The 14,485-nt window shown below is 40.0% G+C and carries 9 protein-coding genes, 3 rRNA genes and 1 other annotated feature; of the genes, 4 read left to right on the forward strand and 8 right to left on the reverse strand.

Translation table 11 applies throughout. The features are described from left to right. Positions 1-29: 29 nt before the first annotated feature. From rrf to metG, 6 genes are all read right to left on the reverse strand, one after another. Positions 30-139, reverse strand: a 5S ribosomal RNA gene (rrf, locus tag HMPREF9943_RS00005). A 56-nt stretch (positions 140-195) separates the two neighbouring features. After that, positions 196-3,098, reverse strand: a 23S ribosomal RNA gene (locus HMPREF9943_RS00010). A 276-nt stretch (positions 3,099-3,374) separates the two neighbouring features. Next, positions 3,375-4,920: ribosomal RNA gene (locus HMPREF9943_RS00015) — 16S ribosomal RNA — on the reverse strand. Together the 16S, 23S and 5S rRNA genes form the textbook arrangement of a ribosomal RNA operon. 208 nt (positions 4,921-5,128) lie before the next feature. Further along, positions 5,129-6,835 (reverse strand): anaerobic ribonucleoside-triphosphate reductase, encoded by a 1,707-nt coding sequence (gene nrdD / locus HMPREF9943_RS00020; RefSeq protein ID WP_004801012.1) that lies wholly within the window; start codon positions 6,833-6,835, stop codon positions 5,129-5,131. A 5-nt stretch (positions 6,836-6,840) separates the two neighbouring features. After that, positions 6,841-7,968 carry an anaerobic ribonucleoside-triphosphate reductase activating protein gene (locus HMPREF9943_RS00025; RefSeq protein ID WP_004801013.1) on the reverse strand — a complete coding sequence of 376 codons (1,128 nt, stop codon included), beginning with the start codon at positions 7,966-7,968 and terminating at the stop codon, positions 6,841-6,843. A 90-nt stretch (positions 7,969-8,058) separates the two neighbouring features. Next, complete coding sequence (gene metG, locus HMPREF9943_RS00030) at positions 8,059-9,978, reverse strand: methionine--tRNA ligase (RefSeq protein ID WP_004801014.1); 1,920 nt, start codon at positions 9,976-9,978, stop codon at positions 8,059-8,061. 28 nt (positions 9,979-10,006) lie between these two features. Then, positions 10,007-10,196 (reverse strand) — a binding site (T-box leader). Between the two features lie 148 nt (positions 10,197-10,344). Here metG and HMPREF9943_RS00035 point away from each other — a divergent pair. After that, positions 10,345-10,779 (forward strand): LytTR family DNA-binding domain-containing protein, encoded by a 435-nt coding sequence (locus HMPREF9943_RS00035; RefSeq protein WP_004801016.1) that lies wholly within the window; start codon positions 10,345-10,347, stop codon positions 10,777-10,779. An 11-nt stretch (positions 10,780-10,790) separates the two neighbouring features. After that, positions 10,791-11,216 (forward strand): DUF3021 domain-containing protein, encoded by a 426-nt coding sequence (locus HMPREF9943_RS00040; RefSeq protein WP_004801017.1) that lies wholly within the window; start codon positions 10,791-10,793, stop codon positions 11,214-11,216. Between the two features lie 342 nt (positions 11,217-11,558). On the opposite strand, the gene HMPREF9943_RS00045 is transcribed toward HMPREF9943_RS00040, so the two are convergent. Further along, entirely contained in the window at positions 11,559-12,326 is a 768-nt protein-coding gene (locus HMPREF9943_RS00045; protein ID WP_155957256.1) for a metallophosphoesterase, read from the reverse strand. 31 nt (positions 12,327-12,357) lie between these two features. Beyond that, on the reverse strand, positions 12,358-12,573 hold the full coding sequence (locus HMPREF9943_RS09610; protein WP_004801019.1) for a hypothetical protein: 216 nt from the start codon (positions 12,571-12,573) through the stop codon (positions 12,358-12,360). A 163-nt stretch (positions 12,574-12,736) separates the two neighbouring features. On the opposite strand from HMPREF9943_RS09610, the gene HMPREF9943_RS00050 reads away from it, so the two are divergent. Then, complete coding sequence (locus HMPREF9943_RS00050) at positions 12,737-12,979, forward strand: hypothetical protein (RefSeq protein ID WP_004801020.1); 243 nt, start codon at positions 12,737-12,739, stop codon at positions 12,977-12,979. 138 nt (positions 12,980-13,117) lie between these two features. Then, on the forward strand, positions 13,118-14,482 hold the full coding sequence (locus HMPREF9943_RS00055) for an aldehyde dehydrogenase (protein WP_004801021.1): 1,365 nt from the start codon (positions 13,118-13,120) through the stop codon (positions 14,480-14,482). The last annotated feature ends 3 nt before the right edge of the window (positions 14,483-14,485 follow it).

Genomic DNA, 14,485 nt, shown 5'->3' on the forward strand with positions numbered 1-14,485 from the left:
ACAAAAAAAGAGGGGGATGCCCTCTCTCTGCCCGGCAGCGTGCTCCTTTCGCCCTCTCGGACTATCTTCGCCGCTGTGATGCTTAACTTCCGTGTTCGGTATGGGCAACGGGTGTGTCCATCACGCCTTCACCACCGGATCTCCCGACGGTCCCTCAAAACCGGATTCCATACTTCTCGCTCTCTGACTCTCTCTCCGGTCAGGTCCTCGGCCTATTAGTGCCGGTCCGCTCAGCACGTCACCGTGCTTGCACTCCCGGTCTATCCACCTCGTCGTCTTCAAGGGGCCTTACCCTTTCGGTGGGAGGTCTCATCTCGGAGGGGGCTTCGCACTTAGATGCCTTCAGCGCTTATCCCTTCCGGACTTGGCTACCCAGCTGTGCCGCTGGCGCGACAACTGGTCCACCATCGGTCCGTCCGCCCCGGTCCTCTCGTACTGGGGACAGCTCTCCTCAGACCTCCTGCGCCCACGACAGATAGGGACCGAACTGTCTCACGACGTTCTGAACCCAGCTCGCGTACCGCTTTAATGGGCGAACAGCCCAACCCTTGGAACCGACTTCAGCTCCAGGATGCGATGAGCCGACATCGAGGTGCCAAACCTCCCCGTCGATGTGAACTCTTGGGGGAGATCAGCCTGTTATCCCCAGGGTAGCTTTTATCCGTTGAGCGACGGCCCTTCCATTCGGCACCGCCGGATCACTAAGCCCGACTTTCGTCCCTGCTCGACCTGTCTGTCTCGCAGTCAGACACCCTTATGCCTTTGCACTCGCTGCATGGTTTCCATCCATGCTGAGGGTATCTTTGGGCGCCTCCGTTACTCTTTAGGAGGCGACCGCCCCAGTCAAACTGCCCGGCTGGCACTGTCCCGTCGCCCGTCTCCGGCGTCCGGTTAGAGCCTAGATGCGCCAAGGGCGGTATCCCAACGTCGGCTCCCCCTGCGCTTGCGCGCCGGGTTCTCTGCCTCCCGCCTATCCTGTACATCACGCACCCAGGTCCAATGCCAACCTGCAGTGAAGCTCCATGGGGTCTTTCCGTCTAGTCGCGGGCAGCCTGCATCTTCACAGGCACTAAGACTTCACCGAGTCTGCAGCCGAGACAGCGCCCAAATCGTTACGCCTTTCGTGCGGGTCAGAACTTACCTGACAAGGAATTTCGCTACCTTAGGACCGTTATAGTTACGGCCGCCGTTTACTGGGGCTTCGGCTCGGAGCTTCGCTTTCGCTCACTCCTCCCCTTAACCTTCCAGCACCGGGCAGGCGTCACCCCCTATACTTCGGCTTGCGCCTTCGCAGAGAGCTGTGTTTTTGGTAAACAGTCGCTTGGGCCATTTTTCTGCGGCTCGCCTCTCAGCGAGCACCCCTTCTCCCTAAGTTACGGGGTCATTTTGCAGAGTTCCTTGGCTGCAGTTCTCTCGCTCACCTCGGGATTCTCTCCCTGCCCATGTGTGTCCATTTTCGGTACGGGCCGTATGTCGTTATTGCTAGAAGCTTTTCCTGGAAGATGCTCCTCGGCTTTCCGTACTTGCCTCAGCTTTCCGTATGCGTCACGCCTTCCCCTTATCAGAAACCGGTTTTCCCTGGTCTCCGGGTCTCTCGCTTACACCGGCTCTTCCGTCCGCCGGCACCGCCTTGCTTCTCCGTCACTCCTTCACCGCCATACGGGTACGGGAATCTCCACCCGTCTTCCATCGGCTGCGCCTCTCGGCCTCACCTTAGGTCCCGACTCTCCCAGGGTGGACGAACCTTCCCCTGGAATCCTTGGGCAATCGGTGTGTGGGATTCTTACCCACATTTCGCTACTCACGCCGGCATTCTCTCTTCCATGCGCTCCAGCCGCCCTTCCGGTCTGCCTTCGCCGCTGCATGGAACGCTCCCCTACCGCAGTCTCCTGCCCAGAGCTTCGGTGTCATGCTTAGCCCCGGTAAATTATCGGCGCGGAGTCATTCGACTAGTGAGCTGTTACGCACTCTTTCAAGGATGGCTGCTTCTGAGCCAACCTCCTAGCTGTCTGCACATCTCCACTTCCTTTTCCACTTAGCATGCACTTTGGGACCTTAGCTGCTGGTCCGGGCTGTTTCCCTCTCGTCTACGGACCTTATCACCCGCAGACTGACTGCCGCGCTTCTCCTCTGGGAACATTCGGAGTTTGATTATGCTCAGTACCGCGGGATGCGGCCATCGCATATTCAGTGCTCTACCTTCCCCAGCCACCGCGCGACGCTAGCCCTAAAGCTATTTCGGGGAGAACCAGCTATCTCCGGGTTCGTTTGGAATTTCACCCCTAGCCACAGGTCATCCGCCAACGTTTCAACGGGGGTCGGTTCGGTCCTCCATCGGGTCTTACCCCGACTTCAACCTGCCCATGGCTAGCTCACCCGGTTTCGGGTCTGCCCCGCGCGACTTCCGCCCTCTTCGGACTCGCTTTCGCTCCGGCTCCGCATCTTCTGCTTAACCTCGCCGCGCACGGCAACTCGCCGGCTCATTCTACAAAAGGCACGCCATCACCCTCTTGCGGGGCTCTGACTTCTTGCAGGCATATGGTTTCAGGTTCTCTTTCACTCCCCTCCCGGGGTTCTTTTCACCTTTCCCTCACGGTACTCGTTCGCTATCGGTCGCGCGCTAGTGTTTAGCCTTTCGGGATGGTCCCCGATGCTTCCGGCAGGATTCCTCGTGTCCCGCCGTACTCAGGATCTCTGCTCGCTTCCTCGCTTGCGCCTTCGGGTACGGGTCTCTCACCCTCTCCGGATGGGCTTCCCTGCCCATTCCCCTGACGCCTTCAATTCCGCTCTTCGCAGCTCCTTCTACCCCGCATCTCTGCGGTTTGGGCTCGTCCGCTTTCGCTCGCCGCTACTTACGGATTCTCTTTTGATTTCTCTTCCTACAGGTACTCAGATGTTTCACTTCCCTGCGTCTCGCTCCTGCGGGGCCCCTTTCGTTCGCCCCGCGGTGCTCCCCTCTTAGAGGAGCGGGTTCCCCCATTCGGATATCGCCGGATCTTTGCCTGCCTGCGGCTCCCCGGCGCATTTCGCCGCTTGCTGCGTCCTTCTTCGCCTTCGCGCGCCTATGGCATCCGCCATACGCCCTTTCTTTCCTGACCTTCTCTTGTCTTTCTTCTATGAGCTTGAGTTCTCTGCTTTTTTTCTTGCTGTTTCTCTTGCTTTTCTCGTTTCTTAGCTTTTTGCCCACAACAGATTTCAGACTCTCTTCTATCATCTCTGATCTCTTCTCTGAATTCTCTGTTATGTGTTTCGCAGAAAGTCTGATCTTCCGATCAGCCTTCCTTCTTGCTTGAAATATGTTATCCGGTTTTCAGGGACCCTCCCTTGAGTGTCTGAACACTCATAACCAAGTAGAAACGCTCTCTTCTCCCTAGAAAGGAGGTGATCCATCCCCACGTTCCCGTAGGGATACCTTGTTACGACTTCACCCCAATCATCAGCCCCGCCTTCGACAGCTCCCTCCCCTTGCGGGGTTGGGCCGCCGGCTTCGGGCGTTGCCGACTCTCATGGTGTGACGGGCGGTGTGTACAAGGCCCGGGAACGTATTCACCGCAGCATGCTGATCTGCGATTACTAGCGATTCCAGCTTCGTGCAGCCGAGTTGCAGGCTGCAGTCCGAACTGTGAACGGGTTTCTGGGCTCCGCTCCGCCTCGCGGCTTCGCCTCCCTCTGCTCCGTCCATTGTAGCACGTGTGTAGCCCAGGCCATAAGGGGCATGATGATTTGACGTCATCCCCGCCTTCCTCCCCCTTACAGGGGCAGTCCCGCCAGAGTCCCCATCCTGAATGCTGGCAACTGGCGGCAGGGGTTGCGCTCGTTGCGGGACTTAACCCAACATCTCACGACACGAGCTGACGACAACCATGCACCACCTGTCTTCTCCTCCTTCCCTTTCGGCAAGGTCTCGCGCGTCTCCGCGCGATCGGATCGATGTCAAGGCCTGGTAAGGTTCTTCGCGTTGCTTCGAATTAAACCACATGCTCCACCGCTTGTGCGGGCCCCCGTCAATTCCTTTGAGTTTCATCCTTGCGGACGTACTACTCAGGCGCGATACTTAATGCGTTGGCTTCGGCACCGGGATGTGACTCCCGACACCTGGTATCGATCGTTTACAGCGTGGACTACTAGGGTATCTAATCCTATTTGCTCCCCACGCTTTCGGGAATGAGCGTCAGTGCCGGACCAGACCGCCGCCTTCGCCACCGGTGTTCCTCCATATATCTACGCATTTCACCGCTACACATGGAATTCCGCGATCCTCTTCCGCACTCCAGGCGCGCGGTTTCCATAGCCGCCCGAAGTTTAGCTTCGGGCTTTTACTACGGACCTTCGCGTCCGCCTGCTCCCTCTTTACGCCCAATGATTCCGGATAACGCTTGCCACCTACGTATTACCGCGGCTGCTGGCACGTAGTTAGCCGTGGCTTTCTCGCAGAGTACCGTCACGAAAAGCGCATTTCCTCGCTCTCCCGTTCTTCCTCTGCAACAGAGCTTTACAGCCCGAAGGCCTTCCTCACTCACGCGGCGTTGCTCGGTCAGGGTTCCCCCCATTGCCGAAAATTCCCTACTGCTGCCTCCCGCAGGAGTCTGGGCCGTGTCTCAGTCCCAGTGTGGCCGTCCGCCCTCTCAGGCCGGCTACGCATCGTCGCCTTGGTGGGCCTTTACCCCGCCAACTGGCTAATGCGCCACAGGTCCATCCGTCAGCTGTCCCCGAAAGGACACTTTAACTCAACGAGGATGCCCTCCTTGAGCCTATGCGGTCTTAGCAGCCGTTTCCAGCTGTTGTCCCCCTCTGACGGGCAGGTTCCCCATGTGCTCCTCACCCGTTCGCCACTGGCTGCCTTATGGCAGCCCGTTCGACTTGCATGTATTAGGCACGCCGCCAGCGTTCATCCTGAGCCAGGATCAAACTCTCCATCTCTTTTTTGATGAAAAGCCTCTCTCGGCTCTCTTCTTTATCTCTTTTCTTTCTGACGCGTTTCTACTCAGTTTTCAGTGTTCCGTCTCCAGCCCGCCTCGCGGACTGCCTGTTTATATTATCAGGTATTCCCTCTCTTGGCAAGTACTTTTTTGAAAAATTTTTCAGCTGCTTTTTACTGTCTAATTATTTTATAAAAAAGAGTTTAAAATCATAAACTCCTTTCCTCATTCTTTATCTTTACTATTGAAAAATGATAGTTATCCATTACTTTTTTTATAAAAGATCTTAAGCTTTTCCATTGCAGATAATTCTCTTTTATAGATATTTCTACTGCATGTTCTAATAAGCATGCATAATCCTCTTCTTTGTCCAATCTTTGAAGCAAATCCTCATTCACAATTTTAGAACAATATGAATTTTTCATATTTGGATACTTTTCTTTATCTTTTCTATAAAACCTAAGGCTAGCCTCTTGATTTGTATGTCCTTCCACCAAATAATTATATTCATAAATCTTTCTATAATCTTTTGCCTTTGATAAGGCATATTTTATTATCTTAATGGTGAAATCATGAATTTCCTCTTCTTTAAGCCATTCTATATTCATAGCCAAATGATCTATTCCTGCCAACGCAATACTACAGCAGCTTTCCTTCTTTTTATGAAAATATCGGCTTAGGGGATAAAGCTCTTGATTAAAAAACTTATCAATAATTTCTCTTTTTATATTTAATCCTCTAGCAGCTATATCCATCAAATGATTAAAACGATTCATAAAATCAGCTTCATTCTTTGAGAGATATGCCAATCTGGCAACATTAATAGAAATTCTACCCACAGAACACTCTATAGAGTCAAGCCTGCTAAAAAAAGGAATTCCTGTCTTTCCTATTAAAGTCATTAACAGCTGCTGATTCTCTTCATGACTATCTAATGCTTTTTGATTATATATAGAAATCGGATATGTCTTCTCCTTCTCTAACATAATTTCTAAAAAAAGACGATTAATTTGTTCCTGTTCTTTCTCACAATCTCCATATGTAAAATCCTGATAATCTCCTAAAAATACTTTTTCATTCTTTACTTTTTGCGGAACATTCCAATCAAACATAAAATATGACTGTGGGCATTCCACACCTTCCCTGGTAGGTAAATTCAATACATCTATTAAAGAAGAAAGACTCTCTCTAATTCTATCTTCACCTAATTGATCCATTCTTATAAAAGGTGCTAAATAAGTATCAATAGATGTCAATATTAATTCCTGTGACCATTCATACTGCATTAATGTATAAAAAGCAGCTAGCTGATCACATATTTCCCATAGATGTTTAGCCGGCGCATAAAATATCTTATGATGTTTATCTTTTAATCCTTTTACTACAATTTCTTTTAAAGAAAGACAATATCTTTCCGGCGTTATTCTATTAAGACTATGTATATAAAAACTTCCATTTTTATGAGCATTAACTATTTCATCATCATAAATTTCAGAAAACCAGTAATTCTTTGTCAGTCTGCCATTATTATTAAGAATGATACAACCAATAGAATCACTCTTAGGCTCTTCTTTATTATCTACATAATTATCCAGCATTGTTTTGTATTTGGTGATAGTATACTTCATACTTCTAGCTTTTTCTCTTTGTCTTCGATAAAGAATATATGCTTTTGCAACATCAGAGTAGCCTGATTGTGAAAGTATATCCTCAACACTATCTTGAATATCCTCAACCGCAATTTTATGATCATATATTTTATTTTCAAAGTGGCTTGTTACCTTTAAAGCCAGCATATCTATTACACTGTTATCATATATACGATTCTGAGATATAAAGGCTTTTTCAATAGCTTTAGAAATTTTTTTAATATTAAAGTCAGTTACTTTTCCATCTCTCTTAATAACCTGATACATATTCCTCACCTGTTTCTTATTCCCACATACTTAATATATTTCTCCAGTATCTTCTGATACTCCTTCATAATCCCTTCATCCTCCGGATGTAAATGAGGATTAATACAATGAGCATTTACATCTAAATACTGAAGATAAAACCTTTCCGCACCTTGTAACCATTTACCAATAGATTCAATACTCTCTTTAGTATGAAATTCTCTTACTATTGTTGAAGTAAACTCACAAGAAACATATCCTTTCATCAGATAATTGATGCTTTCAGATACAGATGCCAATTTTATTCCTTCCATACCACTAGTCTGATTATATAAATCAGAACTGTTTTTAATATCTAAAGCAACATAATCTAATAAATGATCATTTATTAATATTTTTAAACGATCCGGAAATGTTCCATTTGTTTCCAGTTTTATATAAAATCCCATTTCTTTTAATTCTCTAATCGTTTCAATAATACCTTCATGTATCAAAGGCTCTCCGCCGGTAATACAAATAGCTTCTATCATATTCTTTCGTTTAGAAAGATATTGATAGATTTCTTCATTTTCAATTTCCTTTGTAGATTCATCTAAAAAAACCAAATGGCTATATTTACAGAAAGGACATTTCATATTACATCCGCCTGTATATAAGGTACAGGCTGTATAACCGGAATAAGAGGATAATGATAATTTATCCATCTGATAAAAATGCGTCTTAATATTGATATCTGTATAATTCTGCGCTCTTTTTACTATCTCTGTCATCATATCAGAAAATTCTTTGTTTTTATTCTGATCCAATCCTCCGATAAGATGCTGAAACCATTCCTTTCTAATCAGATACATCTTTGTGATTAAATCTTTAGCTTCATCAGTAGTATAAAGAAGCTTAGATCTTTTATCCTGAGGATTATCCAACAAATAAACATACCCTAATAATTCTAACTTACTGATTGCCTTAGTAATAGTTCCTTTATCAAAAGATCCTTTTACTGCCAAATCTTTCATAGTAATTCCTTCATTCTCATAAATCATCATTAAATAAACAACTTGTCCATATCCTACTGAATAAGAAGCCAGCTGCTGATCATAATATTTTTGTGTACAACGGTAAAGAATAGAATTACTCATGATTAAATCTGTTTCCATAAAAGACTCCTTTAGCCGGTTTATCAGCTAATAAAATTTTAACATCCACAAATTTTTTAAGCAAATAAAAAAGGAGATTCTTCTCCTTTTTTAGCTGATCTTTGTTCCATTTGGCAAATTGGTAGAAATAATCTGTAATTGTTTTTTAGTACCTCCGGCTAAAATCATTCCTTGAGATTCAATACCTCTTAATTTAGCTGGCTTTAAATTTTTAACAACTATAACTTTTTTGCCGATCATTTCTTCCGGTGTGTATATATCAGCTATACCGGAAACAATTTGTCTTGTTTCATCACCAATATTGATCTGAGAAACTAATAGCTTATTTGCATCCGGATGTTTTTTACAAGATATAACTTCTCCTACTACAAGTTCAACCTTATTAAAATCATCTATTGTGATAAATTCTTCCTTCTTTTCAACAGATGTCTTTTTAGGACTTAAGGCTTCTGCTTTCTTAGTCACTTCTTTAGGATCCAGTCTTGCAAATAAAACTTCAGGCTTATCCGTTACTTTCGTGCCGGATTGATATAATCCAAATGTATCCAGTTTCAAAAGATCTCTCTGATCAGTATGAATCATATCTAAAATCTTTTGACTTGAAGAAGGAATAATAGACTCTAATGCAATCGCTGCAAAGCGAATAGCTTCTGTTAAATTATAAAGAACTGTCGCTAATCTGTCTTTCTTTGATTCATCCTTAGCAAGTACCCAAGGTTCTGTATCATCAATATATTTATTAGTACGTCTTAATAAAACAAATATTTCATCAATGGCTTTAGATACTTTATATTCATCCATCAGTTTATTAAATTTAATAGGCATTTTTAAAGCTATCTGTTTTAATTCATCATCTACACCTTCATAAGCACCTTTATCTTCAACAATACCATTAAAGTATTTATTGCTCATCGCAAGTGTTCTATTAACTAAATTACCCAATATATTCGCTAAATCACCATTAATTCTTTCAACTAATAAATCCCATGTAATAGATCCGTCATTATCATAAGGTATCTCATGTAATAAATAATATCTAACAGCATCTACACCAAAGATATTCACTAAATCATCAGCATAAATTACATTACCTAAATGCTTACTCATTTTACTATCACCCATTAAAAGCCATGGATGACCAAAGATCTGTTTAGGTAATGGAATATCTAAAGCCATTAATAAAATTGGCCAATAAATAGTATGGAATCTGACAATATCCTTTCCAATCACATGAATATCAGCAGGCCAGAACTCATCATAAAGAACATCATGATGACCATCTGCATCATAGCCAAGACCGGTAATATAATTAATAAGAGCATCAATCCATACATAGACAACATGCTTTGGATCAAAGTCAACAGGAATAGACCATGTAAATGATGTTCTAGATACGCATAAATCCTGTAATCCCGGCTTTAAGAAATTATTAATCATCTCATTCTTTCTAGATTCAGGTTTAATGAAATCGGGATGATCATTATAATATTGTAACAGACGATCCTGATATTTAGATAATTTAAAGAAATAAGCATCTTCTTTGGCGTCATGAACAGGTCCTCCACAGTCAGGGCATCTGCCATCTATTAACTGTGATTCCGTATAGAAAGATTCATCTGCTTCACAATACTTTCCTTCATAATAACCAAGATAAATATCTCCTTTATCGTAAAGCTTCTTAAAAACTTTCTGAACCTGTTTTTCATGATAAGAATCTGTTGTCCTCATAAATCTATCATAAGTCGTATCCATCATATCCCAGATACGCTTAACTTCACCGGCCACTTGATCTACATATTCTTTGGGTTCAATACCCGCTTCTTTTGCTTTATTCTCAATCTTAATACCATGCTCATCAGTTCCTGTCTGAAAACGAACATTATAGCCTTCCTGTCTCTTATGTCTAGCAATAGCATCACTTAAAACAATCTCATATGTATTACCAATATGAGGCTTTCCTGAAGTATAAGTAATCGCTGTTGTCAGATAAAAATTCTTTTTGTCTTTCATAACCTTTCCTCCAAATAAAAACGTCCTATTAAAGGACGAATGACTCGCGGTACCACCTTTATTCCCCTAAGGGCTCTCTCATCTCTTAACGCGAGTATACGTCTGTTCCTGTTAGAAACAGCAGCTCCCAGTTCATTTTCATAAGATTCCTTATCTATTTCCACCATCCATAGATTCTCTATCAATTCCTCTTAATCTCTTCTGTTCATTGCTTTTCATTAAAACATTATCATTAATTATAATTGATGTCAAAGAAATTTAACATATCTCTTATGTAACTTAGTTCTAAATATCTGTAACTTACCATAAAATCATACACATTCTCTTTTTTCTATCTTACAATAGATTCAGGAAGGGGGAGATACCATGAAAGTACATGTCAAAATATCAGAGGAATATTCGGATCCTTATGCTGTTATCTATACTAATCAAATGACTGATGATATCCAAAGACTTATTAAAACAATAGAAGCTGATAAAAAGCATTTATTAGTAGATGATAAAAATAAAATCTCTATTATAAAGATAGAGGATATCTACATGGTTAGAGTAGAGAATGGAGAAACGGTTATCTATGGAGAAGATAAATGTTACTACTCAAGGGAAAGACTCTATGCAGTAAAAGAAAAACTAGGATCGCAGTTCATGCAGATTTCTAAATCTACTCTCATCAATCTTACCCGGATGGATAATATCGAAGCGGGATTCAATGGAACTCTGGTATTAAAACTACAAAATGGCTGTAAAGATTATGTCACAAGAACGTATCTTAAAGATTTTAAATCATATTTAGGATTATAGGAGGAATTATCATGAAAAAAGTATTAAAAAATATTGTACCAAGTTTAATTATTGCCTTAATTATATTTAATCTCTTTGGTTTAATCATGGATGTAGTAAATAAAGATGGTCTGAATATGCAGAAATATCAGTATACTAAAATGCTTATAGGATGTCTATGTATTGGCATCGGATTTGGTCTTCCAGCTATCATCTATGATGTAGAAAGTATTCCTTTATCCATAAAAACAATTGTTCATATGGGTATTGGTATTAGTACTTATATTATTGTTTCTATTATTGTTGGATGGCTCCCTATAAACATTAATATTTATGGTATCATTGCTATCGTGATTGGACAATTTCTTATTTCATTCTTTATCTGGTATTTATTTATGAGGTATCATAGAACTCTTGTAAAGAAAATGAATGAAAGAATAAAAGAATTAAATAAATAAGAATATATACAGAGTCCCTGTAAACTACAAAGTTAAATTTTTTTCGAGACGGCTTTTACCGTCTCAATTTTTATGTGATTAAAATAGAAAAAATCTTCTAAAAAAGCAGTAAACTCTTAATGAAGATTTTTAATTCTATTGTACTTCAAGATAACATGCTGCTTTGTTTATATTTAAATCATTTAATTTTTTAGTAACATATGGCTTTATTATAAATTTCTTCAAGAAATAACACTTAACTGTTTTCTTAATAGCAGCTGTCTGTGTCACATTATTCAGATATGCGTACTTCTTTAATTTTCTTTACAATAATAATTGTATCAAACATATCTTTTATATTCATTATTTTACAGTAATATAAGCATATTCACTGGGAGCTCCCGTCTTAATAGGATAGCCCCATCCGGCTATGCCGCTTGTTGTTACAGTATAGAATTGATCGATCTTCTTTACTCCATATCTCATTGTTCCGGTCGTTATTGCCTGTAATATTCCTAAAGGCCATATCTGTCCTCCGTGAGTATGTCCGGATACTTGAAGATCCGCTTTATTACTTGCATTTTCTTTCATGTCCAAGGGCTGATGATCCAAAACAATGATATAATTCTTTTTATCTACATTTTTCAGCAGTTCTGATGATGATTTTCTGGAAAAAGAAGCATCTTTTCTACCTATTAATGTAATATTACCGATAGTTTTAATCTCATCCTCTAAAACCTGAATATTATGAACCTCACATTCCTTCTTAATATCATCATGATTCCCATATACGTAATAAATACCATTCCGGCTTTTTAATTGTGATAAGGATTTAAAGACTGACCTCATATCAGAAACATCGGTTCTTTCATCTACAATATCTCCCACTAAAAAAACAAAATCAGGTGTTTCTAAACGATTCATTTCATCCACATATTTACTTAATTTTTCAGGCGTAATACTCAGACCCATATGAAGATCGGATATTGCCAACAGCTTAAGGTTATTTACCTTGTGACTGGATACTGTAAAATCTGTCTTTACCACATGATTCATATTATAATATCCCCATCCGATAAATAACCCTACAACAATAACTGATATAAGACCGCTTTGAAAAAACTGTCTCAACTTATCATTTTTAACAAAAAAATAAAGTATTTCAAAAACAGCTGAAAGTCCTAAAAAATAAAAATATCCTACTGAATAAATTAACCGCCGGAAGACTTAATAAAACAGCTAAACCTATAACGAATAACCATAGCCATATATTCATACTTAATCCCATTATTTTTGTAAATATTCTATAAATAAAGAATACCAAATAACTTCCCGCCACTAATACTCCTGTTAATCCTAATCCAAGTAAAACAACCATAAAATCACCTCCTATTAATTTTTATTATACAATTTTTTAACCCCTATAAAATATATTGACTCACTAAATTTAATGTGAAATAATTATATAGAAGGAAGGGGTTGGTTCCCATGCACTATTTAGAATAGTTTATTATATATTATCAGAGGAGATTAATTATGAAATGAAAAAAGATTTAAAATATTGTTTATTTAGTTGTACTTCATTTCTTATTTCAGCACTTATCTTTCTAGTCAGATACCTGATTATCGCAACCTATAATATGAATTATTCAGGTGGAAGGCTTGATGTACTTACAAATAAAGTATTTCAGCCGGTTTATGGTGATTTATTATTCTTGTTGTACGCAAGTATTATACTCTTTATAATAGGAATCATATTTGCTCGATTATCCTTAAAAAGATAAAAAATAATCTACTAATAACCATTGGGAAAAGATCCCAATGGTTATTTTTACAATTATTCATAGTCACAATTCTTTATCGAATAAATTCTTGTAATTATCTCAAACTGATGTATCATGTTCTAATACGAGGTGACTGCTATGAATATTTATAAAGAAGTATTAGAACATCAAAAAAGCTATTATAAAACAAAGATTACTTATAAAAAAGATATTCGTATTAACACATTAAAGAACCTTCGAGCTTGGATTCACTCTCATGACGATCTGATTGTAGAAGCTTTAAATAAAGATCTTGGAAAAAGTGAAGGAGAAGCCTATATGACTGAAATAGGTATGGCTTTATCAAGTATTTCTTTTGCTTTAAAGAATATCAAAAAAATAATACGCAAACATAGAACAAGAACTCCTTTGCATGAATTTTTATCTAAAAGCTATACTCTTTATGAACCTTACGGTAATGTTTTAATAATATCTCCTTGGAATTATCCTTTTCTTCTCTCTATTGAACCTCTTGTAGGAGCAGTAGCAGCAGGAAACTGTATTATTTTAAAACCTAGTGAATACTCTAAGCACACAAGCGCTTTAATCAGACAGATGATTGAAGATGTCTTTGATAGCGGACATGTCTGTGTTATTGAAGGTGATAGTGAAGTTTCAAGTGAATTATTAAAACTCAATTTTGATTATATTTTCTTTACCGGAAATGCGCAGGTAGGACAGCTTGTCTATCAGGCTGCTGCTAAGCATTTAACACCTGTTACATTAGAATTAGGAGGTAAATCACCTTGTATTATCTCTGATAGTATTCCATTAAAAACCACAGTAAAAAGAATAATATTTGGTAAATTCTTGAATGCCGGTCAGACTTGTGTGGCACCTGATTATATTCTTGTACAGGAACAATTGAAATTTTTCTTATATGACTATATAGATCAATTCATACATGAATTTTTTGGTGATAACCCTTTAGAGTCAGAAAATTTATGTAAAATTATTAATCAAAAGCATTTTAATCGTCTTATTCATCTATTAGATAATCAGGATATTATTTTAGGCGGTCATTATGATACTAAAACATTAAAGATTGCACCAACAATCATAGAAAATGTAGATCTTAATAGCCCTATTATGAAAGAAGAAATATTTGGACCCATCCTTCCTATTATTACCTACAAGAATATCGATGAAGTCATAAATTATATAAATAAACAAGATAAACCTTTAGCTCTTTATCTATTCTCTGATAATAAGATTGAACAAACTAGAATTTTAACAGAAACATCTTTTGGAGGAGGATGTATTAACGATACAATCAATCATTTATCTAATCAGAATCTTCCTTTTGGCGGTGTGGGATTATCCGGAATAGGTCATTATCATGGAAAGTATACATATGAGACATTCAGTCATAAGAAATCTATTATGCATAAATCTATTCGTATTGATACTCCTTTGAGGTATTATCCGATAAATTCAAAAATAATGAAAAAATTCTTAAAATAGAAT

It is taken from the genome of Eggerthia catenaformis OT 569 = DSM 20559 (assembly GCF_000340375.1).
GTDB classification, from domain to species: Bacteria; Bacillota_I; Bacilli_A; order Erysipelotrichales; family Coprobacillaceae; genus Eggerthia; species Eggerthia catenaformis.